Origin of the sequence: Hymenobacter sp. YC55 (genome assembly GCF_029433095.1) — a bacterium.
In the GTDB taxonomy this organism is placed as follows: Bacteria; Bacteroidota; Bacteroidia; order Cytophagales; family Hymenobacteraceae; genus Hymenobacter.
This window is the reverse complement of sequence record NZ_JARNTX010000002.1, coordinates 1469294-1484942: the sequence shown is the minus strand read 5'-3', so window position 1 is coordinate 1484942 and position 15649 is coordinate 1469294. Positions and strand designations below refer to the sequence as shown.

Sequence of the window (15649 nt, the reverse complement as noted above, 5' to 3'; positions counted from 1 at the left end):
CAGCGGTAGCCCGGCCGTATGCGCTTTTAGGTAAGCAACTACTAACCTGTATCTTCGCTCCTTCTGCTCTCTTTCAGCTGTTTCGCCCGTGCCTCGTTTCGTCTCCATCTTGCTTAAAGTGCTGCTAGTCTTGGTGCTAGTAGTGACGGTGGCAGTGGTGGGCACGTTGGTGGCATTGCGAATTCCGAGCGTGCAGACCCGGCTGGTGCAACAAGCCGCCAGCATCCTGACCGACAAGTTGGGGCAAAAAGTGATAGTGGGGCGAGTAGACGTGCGGCCGTTTTCGCGGGTGCTGCTGCAAGGCGTACGGGTGCTCGATCGGCGCGGTGGAGAGCTGTTTAATATCGGGCGTGCTGATGCTTCCATCAGTTTGTTTAGCGTTTTCGACCCCTCGCACCTGCACATCAGCAACCTCACGCTGGAAGAGCCGCGCTTCGCCCTGGTTACTTATAAAGACCAGCCCGACTCTACTACCCTCACGCAGTTCATACGCGCCGTGCGCCGCCTAGTCGGCCCTTCCGATACCACCAAGGTCAGCAAGAAGCCCTTCGACTTTAAGATTGAAACCGTTAGCCTGCGCAACGGCCGCTTCATCCTGGAAAACCAAGTCAAGCCCCGCGCCGCTTATTACGGCCGCTCGATGGATTATGCGCACATGCAGATCGACAGCATCTACGCCGATGTATCGGAAATTCAACTGCACGGCGACACTATTCATACGCAGATAGATGGTTTACGCGCGGTAGATTCGCCTTCCGGCACCCGCCTGCGGGAGCTGACGGCCAACATGACCTACACCAGCAAGTTCTGGGAATTTACGGGCTTGAATTTGCGCGTAGGCAACAGCCAGATCAGCAACTACTTGCGCTTCGAGTACAAGCGGTTCCTCAACTTCACCAGCTTCAACGACTCGGTGCGGGTGGTAGCGCGGCTGCAACCTTCGCGCCTTTACTCCGACGACATTGCCCAATTCGCGCCCCAACAATCGGTGCGCGACCTGAAAGAAACGGTGCTGATTTCGGGCGAGGCTACGGGCTACGTGCGCGACTTTCACACCAAGAACCTGGATATCCGCTACGGCAAAAACACGCACGTAGTCGGCAATATTGGGGTGGAAGGGCTGCCCAATTTCAAGGAAAGCTTCGTGGAAATGAAGCTGCAGCCATCGGTGGTTGATGGGCGCGACATCCGGCGCTATATCCCGGCTTCGGGCTGGCCGTATGTGCAGCGGCTGGGGCTAGTAAAGCTGAAAGGGCAATTCCTTGGATTCTATAACGACTTCGTAGCCAACGGTTCGTTCGACACCGCGCTAGGTTCGGTGGTATCCGATGTCAACCTGAAATTTAAGACTGACCCGCGCCTTTCTTCTTACGAAGGCGACATTCGCACCACTAATTTCCAGCTGGGCAAGCTGCTGGGGCAGGAAAAGGTGGTGCGCGACATCACCATGAATGGCCGCGTGCAAGGCGTGGGCTTCTCGCCCGAGGGTGCCCGCGTAACGGCTCGCGCCACCGTGCAGAGCATTTGGCTGAATGGCTACCGCTACCGCAACATCACCACCGACGGACGGTTTAGCCGCGAATCATTCACGGGCCGCTTGGCCGCCAACGACCCGAGCCTACAATTCGATGCCAACGGCACCGTCGACCTCAACAAAGCCACGCAAGCCTTCGACGTGCGGGCCCGCATTCGCCGCGCCGACTTGCGCGCGCTGGGCCTCACCAAACAAAGCGTAACGGTGGCCACCAACGCCGACGTGAAGTTCCGGGGGTTGCGCCTCGACGACCTGCTGGGCCGCGTCATCCTGCGCAACACGCGTTTAGGCTACGCGGGCCGCACCGTAGCTCTGGATACATTCGACGTGCTCAGCCAACGCGCAGCGGGGCAGCGCCAGCTTACGGTTCGTTCGGAAGTCCTCAACCTAACGGCGAACGGCAACTACAACTTTACCGAAGTAATTCGGAGCGCCCAAACCCTACTGACCGAGTATGCTCTGAACTTCGAGAGCGACGATGCGGCCATTGCCAACTACTACCGCCGCAAGCGCCAGCTGCCAATCCGGGAGTACGCCATTGCCTTGGACTTGTATCTTAAAAAGCCGAATCCGGCGTTGCAACTGTTCATGCCCGGCTTGCAGGTGTCGAACTACTCGCGCATCGACGGTTCGTTCCGGAACGGGCAGACTTCGATCTTCCAGCTCGGCGGCAGCTTCGATACGTTGCAGATTGACAGCATCCGCACCTACCGCACGGCCTTCGACTTCACTACCTCCAAGCTGCCTTATCAGCCCGAAGTTCTGGCGCAAGCTAGCGTAACCTCGGAGCGCCAGATACTGCCCACTTTAGGCAAGACCGAGCGGTTCTACGTGGAAGGCGTGTGGGACCAGGAGCGCATCAACTTCTCGACGGCTCTGGCCCAAACCAACACCACCAACCGGGCGCAGATCAACGGAGCGCTGTCGTTTCTGCCGAATGCGGTGCAAGTGGTGTTCCGGCAATCGGGCGTGAACTTGTTGGGCAAGGACTGGACTATTGCGCAAGACAACGCCGTGGTGATTTCCAACAAGGGCAAGGAGGTTGATATTCAGCACCTGAGCTTGAGCAACGGCCCGCAGAGCATCAGTGCCCAAGGCTTTATTTCGCAAGACCCAAGCAAAGAGCTGAAGCTGACGGTGAAGGATATGGAGTTGGAAACTCTCAATTCGCTCACCAAACAGAACATGACCGGCCGCGTAAACGCCCAAGGCACCATGAGCGGCGTCTACGGTCCGTTGGCCATCAACTCCACCCTTTCGGTTGATTCGATGAGCCTGGACAACGTGCTGATTGGGAACGTGACCGGGCAAAGCAATTGGGATAACCGCGCCAAACAGGCCCTCGTGGACTTGGATGTGCTCCGCAACGACCAGCGCGTGGTACGGGTGGCGGGTAGCATTGCGCCGAGCCAGGAAGAAGAGCAACTCAATCTAACGGCCGTACTCGATACGGCCCCCGTGAAGCTAGCCGAGCCTTTCCTCAAAACGCTGTTCCGCGACTTAGGCGGCACCGCGGTGGGCACTTTGCGCCTAGCGGGCCGCTTCAATTCGCCCCGCCTCACTGGCAGTATCGACGTTACGGAAGGGCAGCTCACGTTTATTTACTTGAACACCACCTACACCTTCTCCGACCGGATTCGGTTTACAGAAGACCGGATTGCGCTACGTGATATCAAGATGCGCGACCCGCTTGGCAACACCGGCACCATCACCGGCGACATTTTCCACGACGGGTTTAAGAATATGCGGCTGGACTTGGATGCCTCGTTCCGCAAGCTGTTGGTGCTCAACACCACCCGCAAAGACAACCAATTGTACTTCGGTACGGCCTATGCCACGGGCACGGCCCGCGTCAATGGCCCGTCGACCAACCTGGTAGTGAATGTGCAAGCCAAATCCGACCCCGGCACGCGCCTTTCCTTACCGCTCGACAACGCTGCCAAAGCCGAGCAGGCCAGCTACATCCGCTTTGTGAACCGCAACCTGCTCGACACGGCCCGCACACCCGTGCCGGTGGGTGTGCAGGATAAGATTGACTTGTCGGGCATCCGGCTGAACATGAACCTGGAAGTAACACCCGATGCCTACGTGGAAATTCTGCTTGATGAAAGCACCGGCGACGTTATTCGGGGCACCGCGGCGGGCCGATTGCGCCTCAACATCGATACCCGCGGCGACTTCAACATGAGCGGGCAAATCGAGATTGTGCGCGGGGCTTACAACTTCACGTTGCAGGGGCTCGTCAACAAGGAATTTGTGGTGCGGCCGGGCGGTACCATCGTCTGGAACGGCGACCCACTGGCCGGCGAAATGAACGTGACGGCCGCTTACACCCAACGTACTTCCCTGGCTCCTGCCCTACCCGGCAACAACGCCGTGGTGCCCGTCACGGCCGTGATGAACTTGACCGGGCCGCTGCTGCTGCCGGCTATCAAGCTGAATCTGGAGTTCAATGATATTCCCTCGTCCTTGGAAGGGGATCTGGCGCCGTTCTTATCTTCGTTGCGCAACGATGAGCAGGAACTGAACCGACAGGTCTTTAGCTTGGTGGTGTTCCGGCAATTGGCGCAAGTAGGCTCGTTGTCGTCGGTTACTTCGCTCAGGGGCCAGGACAACGCCTTGGGCAACAGCTTGGGGCAAATTATTTCCACGCAGCTCGGGGCCCTTACTTCGCAGCTTGATCCGAATTTGGAAATCAGCTTCAACTTCAATGGCCTCTCAGCCGAGCAGCTGCAGGCTTTGCAAGTGCGCCTGAGCTACTCCTTCATGAACGGCCGACTGCGCGTAACGCGGGAAGGCGGCTTCAGCAACAGCGCCGTTACAACCAGCGGGGGTACGCCTATATCAGGAGCCAACAACTCAGTTATCGGGGATTTAAGTTTGGAATACGCGCTTCGTACCGACGGCAAGTTCCGGGCGAAACTCCGGTACGAAACCACCCCGCGCGACTACAGCGACATAACTAGCCAGAACCAGGCCCGGGCTGGTATCTCTCTGCTGCACACCGAGCAGTTTGATTCGCTTAACGAGCTGTTTGCGCGCAAGCACCTGCGCCGCCGCGAAACCAACGCCCGCAAAGCCCGCGAGGTCCTTAACATTGACGACGACCCGCGGACAACATTATGAGTAATAGCTGAAAGCCGGCCAAAGCAGTAACCAAGGAAACAGCCTATCGGCGTGCTGACGTTATAATAGTATTGCCAGGCTAAGCATCTGACGTATCAAGCCAGAGGGACTAAAGCACCTCGCGTGCTGATGTTGTAATACTTACCCGTCATGCTGAGCGCAGTGCAACGAAGCCGAAGCATCTCGCTAGTGTAGTAAACCTTAACCTATGCAACGATTCGAGCGAGATGCTTCGGCTTCGTTGCACTGCGCTCAGCATGACAGTCGGCCCCACAACGTCAGCACGCGAGATGCTTCGACTCCGGCTACGCCTACGCTCAACATGACAGGTAGTATTACAACGGTAGCGCACTAGATGATCAATAAGCGCACCATGCCACCACACTGCAGGCTTATAAGCTCGACCAGACCACTCTTTACTTTGAGGGTGTTTCTGTGTTAATCATTGTTAATGGTTGATTTGCTTGAGCCTCTAATCACTCTTACGCTTACCTTTGCCTATCTATGCCCCAAACCCGTCCGACCCGTAAGAAAAAGCTTGGCAGCTATCCGCACCTGATGGTTGTGTTCAGCATTACGCTGGCGTTGCTGGTCATTGGTTTGTTTGGATTGCTCTTGATTCATGCGCACAAGCTCTCCAACCTTGTGAAGGAGAACATCGAAATGCAGGTATACCTGGAGCGCGACTTGCCGGCAACCGAACTGCTACGACTGCAACAAGACTTCTCGCGCAAGCCCTACATTGCCCTCCGCGACCAGAAACCGCAGGTGCGCTTCTTATCGAAAGAGGAAGGAGCCAAGCAGTTCATCGACCAAACCGGCGAGGATTTCAAGAACTTCCTCGGCGACAACCCGCTACGCGACGCGTACATTCTGAAAATCAAGTCCGAGTATTCGGATTCATTGCAGATGGGGCGCATCGAGCGGGAACTGAAAGCCGAGCCGGGTGTGTACGAGGTCCAGTATGTTCAAAGCCTGATTAGCTCCATCAACCAGAATGTGCGCAAGCTCAGCTTGGTGCTGCTCGGCTTTGCCGTCGTGCTTACCATTGTTGTGACGGTGCTCATCAATAACACCATCAAGCTGGCTCTATTCTCGCAACGCTTCCTTATCCGGAGCATGCAGCTGGTGGGGGCCACTTCCTTCTTTATCCAACGACCCTTTCTTCGGCGGGCTACTTGGCAAGGTTTAGCGAGTGGTATTCTGGCTTCTTTGCTTTTGCTGGCCCTGCTGCAATATGCCTACTTACAGGTGGGCGACCTACGCATTCTGCGCGACGACCGGCTCATTGGGGCGTTGCTCCTGGTGATGGTCGGCTTGGGTTGTGGCATCGGCTTCCTAAGTTCTTACCGTGCCGTGCGTAAGTACTTGGGCATGTCGCTGGACGACTTGTATTAACTGCTTGTAACCCCCACAGGACACGTTCCTTCTCGAATTTCTTAACTAGACATAATGGAACCTACTCAAGAACCTCGCTTCGCCTTCGGGACGCGCAACTACCGCCTGATGTTTCTTGGGCTGGCTGTGCTGGCCGCTGGCTTCGTTACGATGACACTGGACTCTGCCGACTATGGTGAAGGATTCCTCGGCATCACGCTAGGCCCCATCCTGCTTATTATTGGTTTCCTGATTGAGTTTTGGGCTATTATGGCGCGGCCCCACGGCTACGCTCCTGTAGCGGCCGACGCCACCACCCGCGAAACATTGGCGCAGCAGCCTGCCCCTGCCGCTCCTGCGGCCCCCGCCCCTACTGCTCCTACTTACAAGCGCCCGTAGCTTTGGGACGCGAAGCTCCAGCTTCGCGCATCGTTCACCCGTACCTCGAAGCGCTACTTTGTGGGAGGGGTGGGCACGCCCATCTTCTACGCGGCGCGAAGCTGGAGCTTCGCGCTACACCGCTTCTTTATGAATTACTGGCACGCGCTGCTACTCGCCATTGTTGAAGGCCTAACTGAATTTTTGCCGGTTTCCAGCACCGGTCACATGGTTATAGTAGCCAACCTGCTCGGTATTGGGCAGCTCCCCTTCACCGAAACGTACATCACCTCGATTCAGCTCGGCGCTATTCTGTCGGTGGTGGTGCTGTACTGGCGGCGGTTTCTGCAAAGCGTTGACTTTTACGTGAAGCTAATTGTGGCCTTTCTGCCCTTCGGTTTGTTGGGCTTTCTGCTAAAAGATGTCATCGAGGAGCTGCTGAAGAGCGTGACGGTGGTAGCGGTTTCGTTGGTAGTCGGTGGTATTGTGCTGCTGTTTGTAGACCGTTGGTTTTCGGGCCCGCGCAAGGAAGTTACTACCCCAAGCCTCATGCAAGCCCTCAAGATTGGGCTTTTCCAGTGCATTGCGCTGATACCAGGGGTGTCGCGCTCGGCGGCTACCATCATTGGCGGCTTGACCCAAGGCTTCGACCGTCGCTCGGCCGCTGACTTTTCTTTTTTGCTGGCTGTACCTACTATGTTCGTTATTACGGCATACCAGCTCTACAAAACCTACAAAGTGAGTGCGCCGGGCGCTGAAGACATCAAGCTGCTGCTGTTCGGCAACGTGGTGGCGTTTGCGGTGGGACTGCTCGCCGTGAAATCGTTCGTGAACTTTGTGTCGCGCTTTGGTTTCCGGGCCTTTGGCTTCTACCGCATTATTGTGGGCGTGGTCATTCTGGTGATGATTGGGTTGGGCATCAACCTACAGTTGATTTAAGCGAGAAGATGACAGACGCTTCCTTTCCTCCTTTCGATTTTGAAGCCGGCGAAGTTTTGCTGCTCGACAAGCCCTTAACCTGGACTTCGTTTGATGTGGTGCGCAAAGTCAAAAACACGCTCCGCATCAAGAAAATCGGGCACGCGGGCACGCTCGACCCACTGGCTACGGGACTCCTCATCTTGTGCACTGGCAAGAAAACCAAGGAAATCGACTCGATCCAAGCGCAGGAAAAAGAGTACACCGGCACCTTCCGCTTGGGCCAAACCACACCTAGCTTCGACCTGGAAACGCCCGTAGATGCCGAGTTGCCTTTCGAGCACCTTGACGAGGCGGCCATCCGGGCTGCTACGGCGTCTTTTACCGGTTTGATTGAGCAGACGCCGCCGTTGTTCTCGGCGGTGAAGGTAAACGGCGAGCGGGCCTATGAAGTAGCCCGGCGCGGCGAAGAAGCCGTTATCAAGAGCAAACAAGTCACCATCAAAGCGTTTGAAATAACCCGTTTGGAACTGCCAGAGGTAGATTTCCGAGTGGTTTGCTCGAAGGGCACCTACATCCGTAGCCTTGCCCGCGACTATGGTGCGGCGCTTGGCTGCGGAGCTCACCTCACCAAACTAGTGCGCACGCGCATCGGCGAGTATCAGTTAGCTGAGGCCCTGAACATGGACCAAATAGAAGCGTTGCGCCCGCCGCGCCCCGAAGGATCCCCCGAACGGCCACCCCGGCCGCAAAAGCAGCGGCGGCCAGAGCGCCGGGCTGGCTTGGAGTATTTCAACGCTACTAATGCAGCACCGGAGTTAGACGGTACATCGGAAAACGTTTCCGAATAAACCAGCCGACTATAGTGGGTCTGTTGGCAATATTTCAGTACAACTCCACACCAAATCGGCCGACCTACGCGGTGTCCTACTGTATGCTGCCGGATTCTAGAAGTAGTTCTGGCAGAAGGTTATGCGCTATTGAAAGCTCAGCAGCCTACTAGTCACTCAGGTTCGCTAGCTCCGCAAAGCCTATGTTGGCTGCACCCTGACAAGCGCCGCGCCGTACAGGAGAATCTGCATATTGCAGGCTGTCGGCAATAGCCAGGGCAACGTGGCTACCCGACCGTTTCCAGTAGACGTACTATTTGGTTACTTCAACTCTCAGTTATTATCAAGCAAATGCAAGTTGTTCGGGACCCGGCGCAGTTTCCACACCTTCAAGGCCAAGCGGTTGTTACGAGCGGCACATTTGATGGTGTGCACCTCGGGCACCAGCAAATCCTGCGGCGGTTGCAGGAAGTGGCACAGCAAAGCGGTGGCCCCTCGGTGGTTATAACGTATTGGCCCCACCCCCGCTTGGTGTTGGACCCGCCGCTCTCCCACCCGAACCCACAGGACCTGCATCTGCTTAGTACTCTTGAGGAGCGCATCAAAAGGCTGGAAGATTTCGGCATTGATTACCTGCTTATTATCCCCTTCACGCAAGAATTTGCCTCCTGGACTTCCGAGGAATACATCCAAAATATCCTGCTGCGCACGGTAGGTACCAGTAAGCTAGTTATTGGCTACGACCACCGTTTCGGCAAAAATCGAGAGGGCGGCTTCGACTACCTCAGCCAAAATGCCAACCGCTATGGTCTTAGCGTAGAAGAAATTCCGCGCGAAGACGTAGATGCCGTGGGCGTGAGCAGCACCCGCATCCGCCGGGCCCTCGAAAGCGGCGACATTCTGACGGCCAGCCGCTACCTCGGCTACCCCTACGAGCTAACCGGCACCGTTGTGCGTGGCCGACAGCTCGGGCGCACCATCGGTTGGCCTACGGCTAACGTGCAGGTGGAAGAGCCTTTGAAGCTGATTCCGGCCCGCGGCGTGTATGCCGTAATGGCCACCACCGCTGCCGGCACTCACCACGAAGCCATGCTCAATATTGGCGTCCGCCCGACCGTGGGCGGCGACTTAGCGCAAACTATTGAGGCGCACCTGTTGGATTTCAACGGCGACTTGTACGACCAGCAACTCACCCTTCAACTGGTAGCCCGCCTGCGCGACGAGCAGAAATTTGATGGCCTAGACGCGCTAAAAGCGCAACTGAAGCTCGACGCCGAAGATGCCCGCCGGCACTTAGTAGGCGGCTGAATCAGTTCTGTAGCTGAACAACTCATCAAGCCTGCTCTCTGGTGTTACGCTACTTGCTCGTGTTTCTGTGCTGGCTGAGTGGGACAATGGTAGTGCATGCGCAGGGAACGTTGAGCGGCACTATTCGGGATTCTCTCACGCAAAAGCCGCTGGAATTTGCAAGCGTGTTTCTGGCTAGCACCACCTACGGCGCAACCACCAACGCTAGCGGACAGTTTACGCTGGCCGGTGTACCAGCCGGGCCGTACGACCTTATTGTTTCGTATGTAGGCTACAAGCTGCTGAAGCGGACTATCACGGTGCGCAACGGCCCGCAGCCGCTGAATTTGCTGCTTACGCCTTCCAGTCAGCAGTTGCAAGGCGTAACGGTGCGGCCCAACCCTAACCGGGCAAGTGACTATCAAAAATTCGCGGAGACATTTCTGGGGCAGACCAGCTTTTCCAAGCAATGCCGCATCCGCAACCCCGATGCCGTGCTAGTTTCCTATGATACCGAAGCTAATGAACTCACGGCGTCCAGTCCTACCTTTTTGCAAGTTGACAACACGGCACTAGGCTACCGCATCAAATATTACGGCTTGGAATTCACGCTGAATTTCAAACAGCAGTTCGTGTCGTTTTACGGCTGGCCGATTTTCGAGGAAATGAAACCGCGCAACAGTCGGCAGCAGCAACGCTGGCTCGCCAACCGTGCGAAAGCCTACCAAGGCTCCCTAGTGCATTTCTTACGGAGCGTGCACACCAACCAGGTAGCAAGTCAAGGATTTCTGGTGCGGAAACTGCGCATCGTGTCCAATCCGCGCTTCGCCCGCGCCGATAGTCTCCGCAAAGCGCTGTTGCAGGCCCGGCGCAATCAGCCGTTGTCGGCACCGGAAGTAGATTCTGTTGAACGCTGGGTTAAAGTGCCCCGCAGCTTCTCGCTGCTCTACCTCACGGAGCGCCCCATCGACAGTTTGCGCCGGGTTGATGCTAGCGGACGGGTGTGGCTGTGCTTTCGAGATTATTTGCAGGTCAGCTATTTGCGCGAAAGTCCAGACCCGGCTTACCAGTTGCCCCGCCCTGTAGGTGCACCACCTGCTCCGGCCACTAAAGCAGACCGGCAGATTTCGTTGCTTTCCCTCACCAAGCATGAGGCCGAAATATTGCCCAACGGGCAGCTAGTGGAGCCGCTAGCTGTTTTCACGGACCAGTACTGGGGATTCGAGAAAATGGGTGAACTTTTGCCCATCGATTACGCGCCCCCCGTGGCCCCACCACCCCACCGATAATTCCCACTCCACGCTCCTTCCTATGATCAACAAAGTAGTTCCCGACGCCCAAACCGCCTTGCACGGCCTCACCGACGGTATGACGCTCATGCTCGGTGGCTTTGGTTTGTGCGGCATCCCCGAAAACGCCATCCAGGAAATCCTGCGCCTCGGCGTCAAAAACCTTACCTGCATCAGCAACAATGCGGGTGTCGATGATTTTGGCATCGGGCTGCTACTGCAGCAGCGGCAGGTGAAGAAAATGATTTCCAGCTACGTGGGCGAGAATGCCGAGTTCGAGCGGCAGTTGCTTAGCGGCGAGCTGGAAGTGGAATTGTTGCCGCAGGGTACGCTGGCCGAGCGCATCCGGGCCGGGGGTGCCGGTATTCCAGCCTTCTACACCCCGGCGGGCTACGGCACCGAAGTGGGTGAGGGCAAGCCAAGCCAGGAATTCTACGGCAAGATGTATTTGCTGGAAACCTGGCTGAAAGCAGACTATGCCTTCGTGAAAGCCTGGAAGGGCGACACGGCCGGTAATCTTATCTACAAAGGCACGGCCCGCAATTTCAACCCCATGATGGCGACGGCCGGCAAAATCACGGTGGCTGAGGTAGAAGAATTGGTGCCCGCTGGCGAGTTGGACCCCAACCACATTCACACGCCGGGCATCTTCGTGCAGCGCATTTTCGAGGGCAAAAACTACGAAAAGCGCATCGAGCAGCGTACCGTACGGGCTTCAACTAAGTAGTATCTCACGCAGGGTTTGCCGGGCATAAAGCATGAAGTGCTGTTTCACTTAACAGACCATTACGAGGCCTTTTGTTGCTCCTCCCGAAATCAACCTAACAGTCTACTATGAAAAAAACAGCCTTCCTCCTTCTCCTTTCCCTCACATTCAGTGGCCATTCGTACGCTCAGAAGGTAGCCCCAGCCAAACCTAAGAGCAGCAAGTCGCAGACCCTCACGGCCAAACCCGAACAGCTGCCGGGCATCGACCAACTGCTGCAGGAATACACGGCCGCTAACCGGGTTCCGGGTGCCATTGCCTTGGTAGCGCACAACGGTAAAATCATCTACCGTAAAGCCTTTGGCTACGAGGATGTAGAAGCGAAAACGCCGCTCAAGCCCGACGCTATTTTCCGGATTGCCTCGCAGACCAAGGCTATTACCAGCGTGGGCTTGATGATGCTCTACGACGAAGGGAAATTTCAGCTCGATGACCCTATTTCCAAGTATCTGCCGGCCTTCCGCAACCCCAAAGTACTGGCTACTTTCAACGAGAAAGATTCCACCTATACCACCGTTCCGGCCAAATCCGAAATAACCATCCGGCAACTGTTTACCCACACTTCAGGCATCAGCTATCCGGTAATTGGTAGCAAGGAAGCCACTGCTATTTACGCCAAAGCGAATATTCCGAGCGGCATTGGCACGCCGAGTGGCAACTTGGCTACGTCTATGAATGCGTTGGGGGCGCTGCCGCTGATGCACCAGCCGGGCGAAAAATTCACGTACGGTTTGAGCGTGGATGTGCTAGGCTACTTGATTGAAGTGCTTTCCAAGCAGCCCCTCGACCAGTATCTGCGCGCCCGTCTCTTCGATCCACTCGGCATGCGCGACACCTGGTTTTACCTGCCCGCCGAAAAGCAAAATCGTCTGGCAGCCCTTTACACCGAAGACGCCAACAAAGCTACCGTGAAGAGGGGGGTGCAGGGACGCATGACGCCCGACTACCCCAAGGCCGCGGGCACCTACTTCTCGGGCGGCGCGGGTCTTTCGTCCACTATCGACGACTACGCCGTCTTTTTGCAAATGATGCTGAACGAAGGCGAATACAACGGCCGCCGCATTCTGAAGCCCGCCACGGTGCGCCTGATGACCAGCAACCAAATCAGCGACGTCAACCAGGGCGACAATAAGTTTGGCCTCGGCTTCAGCATCACCACAACCAAAACCGCCGACACTTCCGGCCTCTCCGAGGGCTCTTTTGAGTGGGGCGGCATCTTCGGCACCACGTATTGGGTGGACCCCAAGCTGAAAATTGTGGCCTTGCTCTACACGCAGAAATACCCCAACACCACGGCCCGCGACCTAGCCGGGAAATACAAGGTGCAAGTCCGGCAGGCGGTGGTAGGCACTCCTGCTCCTGCTGCATCTGCCAAATAACCCTCTCTCCCCTCTCCCACCCATTATGTTAGACAAACACGGCATCGCCCGGCGGATTGCGCAGGAAGTGCGCGACGGATACCACGTAAACCTTGGCATTGGCATCCCGACGCTTGTGGCCAACTACATACCCGCGGGCATCAACGTGGAATTGCAGTCGGAAAACGGCTTGCTGGGCATGGGTCCCTTCCCTACCGAGGACGAAGTGGACCCCGACCTCATCAACGCGGGCAAGCAAACCGTAACCACTCTACCCGGTTCCAGCCTCTTTTCTTCCGCCGACTCGTTCGGGATGATACGCGGCGAGCATGTGGATTTGACCATCCTCGGGGCCATGGAGGTTTCCGAAAACGGCGACATTGCCAACTGGAAGATTCCCGGCAAGATGGTGAAGGGCATGGGCGGCGCCATGGACCTAGTAGCTTCGGCCAAAAACATCATTGTGGCCATGCAGCACGTAGCCAAAGACGGCAGCAGCAAGTTGCTGCCCGCCTGCACACTGCCCATTACGGGCCTGCACTGCGTCAAGAAAATAGTAACCGAGCTAGCCGTACTAGACGTGACGCCCGACGGCTTTGTGTTGCGCGAACGGGCCCCTGGTGTCAGCGTCGAGCAGATTCGGGCGGCCACAGCTGGAAAGCTGGTAGTGCCCGACGAAGTACCGGAAATGACAGGCGTGTAGCTTATCTACACCAAGTCGTTCTGCTTCATCCGGCGGCTTACCAATGGCATTTGCGTGCTGGCGTTGTAGTACTAACAACTTCAGACCGTCATACTGAGCTTGCCGAAGCATCTCGCGTGCTGACACATGAGTAGTAACCGTCATGCTGAGCGGAGTCGAAGCATCTCGCTAGTGTGGTAATATCCTTCTACCACAACGATTCGAGCGAGATGCTTCGGCTCCGCTCAGCATGACAAATGTATGACAACGTCAGCACGTGAGATGCTTCACCCTGGTTTGATGCGCTATGTGCTGCTCAGCAGGACCGTTTTACTAACAGTTGTTGAAATTTGGGCTTGCTTTTAGCTATTGCTTAGCAAGCATCATAACACCTACTTCTGTGTGCGGCGGTAGGCCTGGGCCATGATGCGCTCGGCCGCCTCGCGGGTGAAGTGCGAAAAATACTTCAGCAGCTGGGCCAATGCAGCAGGAGCCGAGAGCCCGCCCGCGTGAACAGCTTCGGCTAGGTAGTCGGCGAGCGTATCGGGGTGGCCGGTGAGGGCCGGAAACTCGTGGTTGGTTTTGTAGCGCGCCAGAATGTCAACGCGGAGCCAATCGGGCGCGCCGGGCACTTGGGTGAGCAAACGCTCTATAACGAGCTGCACCTCATCCATAAATAAGGTACGGACGAGGCCGGGCGGCGCGGGCACGGCTTGGCCGGCAGCGGCCACTACTAACACGGCCGCCGGCATGGCGGGCTGCCAGCGGTGCACGTCGGGCGGGGCGCATAACCAGGCCGTTGGGGGGAAACTTTCGGGCGAGGCCAGCAGCCGGCCCAACGTCTGGAGACGACGTTCTTCGGGCGGAAGCATAGTGCAAGGTACAACGACCTAACCGGATGGTACCTAACCTACGTAGAGGTGCTATATTCGAGTGCACCAATGCCTCATCGAAAACACTCTTCTTATGCGCCACTGCTACTCTGGTTTTCTTGCTTTGCTGCTGACAACCGCTACCCTTACGGTTCAAGCTCAAACGCCCATCATCATCGACCGCAACGACATGCCCAACGTGGGCGACTCGTTGCGCACCAGTGAAACCCTGACTCTTACGGGGCCGGCCCTTACCCAAACCGGGCCCAACCAAACCTGGAACTACAGCGGTTTGCGGCCCATCAACCAAAGCGTATCGTACTATTCTGGAGTTGGTAGTACCCCAGGTCTGCTGCCAATTGTGTTCGGCGCTTTAGGTGGCGTAAACCGGGCTACCATTGCCAATCGGCAGCCGCTGCCCGCGGTGTTGGTAGCCGCCGGCTTGCCTATCACGGAGGTGTATTCCTTTTTCAACGAGTCGGCTACCAACTACCGGCAGGTAGGCTACGGCGCAGATATTCCGTCGGTGGGTGCGTTGCCGGTTCTTTACCAGAGCCAGGCCCTGCAGGACGTGATATACCGTTTTCCGCTCGTATACCAGCAGCGGGATTCCAGTAATGCTGATTTCTCGGTAAACGTGCCTGGCACGGCCTTTCTGCGGGAACGGCAGAAGCGCGTAAACAACGCCGACGGCTGGGGCACGCTCATCACGCCGTTCGGCAGGTTCGAGGCGCTGCGTGTGGTGAGTACGCTACAAGTCCGCGACAGTGTGTCGTTGCAAGGGCAGCCCGGCCCAGCTATTCAGCGGCCGGTGATGAAACAGTATAAGTGGCTGGCCAAAAACCAGGGCATTCCGCTGCTGCAAGTGATAACGCAGCTTGCGAACGGCCAGGAAATAGTGTCGCTGGTGCAGTACCGGGACATCTATCGGCGCATATCGGTATTGAGTACCCAAACCAAGCTCCCCGAAACGGCGGTGGCAGTATATCCTAACCCTGTGGGGGAAGGAGAATCGTTGCAGCTTACTTTACCGACCTCCGGCCCTGTTTCTGTTACTGCCACCGACCTGACGGGGCGCGTGCTATTTACCTATTCTATTCCGCGCGCTGCCGGCGAAGCCACAGTACCAGCGGCGGCCTTTGGCACGTTTCGGGGGGTGGCTATGCTACGGGTGCAAACCGAAACGGGTGTAGCCATGCGCCGCGTAGTGCGGCAGTAACAGGGTGTAGCTG

General features: G+C 56.8%; 12 protein-coding genes. 11 read left to right on the top strand and 1 reads right to left on the bottom strand.

The window, feature by feature from the left end:
- Nucleotides 1–88: 88 nt before the first annotated feature.
- The 10 genes from P1X16_RS19435 to P1X16_RS19390 all read left to right on the top strand — a co-directional run bounded on the left by P1X16_RS19435 (nucleotide 89) and on the right by P1X16_RS19390 (nucleotide 13566).
- The gene (locus P1X16_RS19435; protein WP_277232480.1) at nucleotides 89–4660 is read left to right on the top strand and encodes a translocation/assembly module TamB domain-containing protein; all 4572 of its coding nucleotides are present in this window, start codon (nucleotides 89–91) and stop codon (nucleotides 4658–4660) included.
- A gap of 504 nt (nucleotides 4661–5164) precedes the next feature.
- Nucleotides 5165–6058, top strand: a complete 894-nt coding sequence (locus P1X16_RS19430) for a permease-like cell division protein FtsX (protein WP_277232477.1) — start codon at nucleotides 5165–5167, stop codon at nucleotides 6056–6058.
- A 54-nt stretch (nucleotides 6059–6112) separates the two neighbouring features.
- Complete coding sequence (locus tag P1X16_RS19425; protein WP_245119220.1) at nucleotides 6113–6436, top strand: DUF3098 domain-containing protein; 324 nt, start codon at nucleotides 6113–6115, stop codon at nucleotides 6434–6436.
- A gap of 129 nt (nucleotides 6437–6565) precedes the next feature.
- Nucleotides 6566–7354: an undecaprenyl-diphosphate phosphatase gene (locus P1X16_RS19420; RefSeq protein WP_277232472.1), complete on the top strand. Its 789-nt coding sequence runs from the start codon at nucleotides 6566–6568 to the stop codon at nucleotides 7352–7354.
- A gap of 8 nt (nucleotides 7355–7362) precedes the next feature.
- Nucleotides 7363–8184 carry a tRNA pseudouridine(55) synthase TruB gene (truB, locus tag P1X16_RS19415; protein WP_277232469.1) on the top strand — a complete coding sequence of 274 codons (822 nt, stop codon included), beginning with the start codon at nucleotides 7363–7365 and terminating at the stop codon, nucleotides 8182–8184.
- A 330-nt stretch (nucleotides 8185–8514) separates the two neighbouring features.
- Nucleotides 8515–9471, top strand: coding sequence for a bifunctional riboflavin kinase/FAD synthetase (locus P1X16_RS19410; protein WP_277232466.1), 957 nt, complete (start codon nucleotides 8515–8517; stop codon nucleotides 9469–9471).
- 41 nt (nucleotides 9472–9512) lie between these two features.
- The gene (locus P1X16_RS19405; protein ID WP_277232462.1) at nucleotides 9513–10739 is read left to right on the top strand and encodes a carboxypeptidase-like regulatory domain-containing protein; all 1227 of its coding nucleotides are present in this window, start codon (nucleotides 9513–9515) and stop codon (nucleotides 10737–10739) included.
- 22 nt (nucleotides 10740–10761) lie between these two features.
- Nucleotides 10762–11466, top strand: a complete 705-nt coding sequence (locus P1X16_RS19400; RefSeq protein ID WP_245119223.1) for a CoA transferase subunit A — start codon at nucleotides 10762–10764, stop codon at nucleotides 11464–11466.
- A 107-nt stretch (nucleotides 11467–11573) separates the two neighbouring features.
- The gene (locus tag P1X16_RS19395; protein ID WP_277232458.1) at nucleotides 11574–12884 is read left to right on the top strand and encodes a serine hydrolase domain-containing protein; all 1311 of its coding nucleotides are present in this window, start codon (nucleotides 11574–11576) and stop codon (nucleotides 12882–12884) included.
- A gap of 25 nt (nucleotides 12885–12909) precedes the next feature.
- On the top strand, nucleotides 12910–13566 hold the full coding sequence (locus P1X16_RS19390) for a CoA transferase subunit B (protein ID WP_277232455.1): 657 nt from the start codon (nucleotides 12910–12912) through the stop codon (nucleotides 13564–13566).
- A gap of 371 nt (nucleotides 13567–13937) precedes the next feature.
- Here P1X16_RS19390 and P1X16_RS19385 read toward each other — a convergent pair whose 3' ends face one another.
- Complete coding sequence (locus tag P1X16_RS19385) at nucleotides 13938–14417, bottom strand: hypothetical protein (protein WP_277232454.1); 480 nt, start codon at nucleotides 14415–14417, stop codon at nucleotides 13938–13940.
- A gap of 94 nt (nucleotides 14418–14511) precedes the next feature.
- On the opposite strand from P1X16_RS19385, the gene P1X16_RS19380 reads away from it, so the two are divergent.
- On the top strand, nucleotides 14512–15636 hold the full coding sequence (locus P1X16_RS19380; RefSeq protein ID WP_277232452.1) for a T9SS type A sorting domain-containing protein: 1125 nt from the start codon (nucleotides 14512–14514) through the stop codon (nucleotides 15634–15636).
- Nucleotides 15637–15649: the final 13 nt, after the last annotated feature.

Excerpts from the sequence above, each read along its gene's own strand:
- P1X16_RS19430 (WP_277232477.1), top strand. The coding sequence starts at position 5,165 with ATGCCCCAAACCCGTCCGACCCGTAAGAAAAAGCTTGGCAGCTATCCG.
- P1X16_RS19420 (WP_277232472.1), top strand. The coding sequence starts at position 6,566 with ATGAATTACTGGCACGCGCTGCTACTCGCCATTGTTGAAGGCCTAACT.
- P1X16_RS19390 (WP_277232455.1), top strand. The coding sequence starts at position 12,910 with ATGTTAGACAAACACGGCATCGCCCGGCGGATTGCGCAGGAAGTGCGC.
- P1X16_RS19425 (WP_245119220.1), top strand. The coding sequence starts at position 6,113 with ATGGAACCTACTCAAGAACCTCGCTTCGCCTTCGGGACGCGCAACTAC.
- P1X16_RS19400 (WP_245119223.1), top strand. The coding sequence starts at position 10,762 with ATGATCAACAAAGTAGTTCCCGACGCCCAAACCGCCTTGCACGGCCTC.
- P1X16_RS19410 (WP_277232466.1), top strand. The coding sequence starts at position 8,515 with ATGCAAGTTGTTCGGGACCCGGCGCAGTTTCCACACCTTCAAGGCCAA.
- truB (WP_277232469.1), top strand. The coding sequence starts at position 7,363 with ATGACAGACGCTTCCTTTCCTCCTTTCGATTTTGAAGCCGGCGAAGTT.
- P1X16_RS19385 (WP_277232454.1), bottom strand. The coding sequence starts at position 14,417 with ATGCTTCCGCCCGAAGAACGTCGTCTCCAGACGTTGGGCCGGCTGCTG.
- P1X16_RS19395 (WP_277232458.1), top strand. The coding sequence starts at position 11,574 with ATGAAAAAAACAGCCTTCCTCCTTCTCCTTTCCCTCACATTCAGTGGC.
- P1X16_RS19380 (WP_277232452.1), top strand. The coding sequence starts at position 14,512 with ATGCGCCACTGCTACTCTGGTTTTCTTGCTTTGCTGCTGACAACCGCT.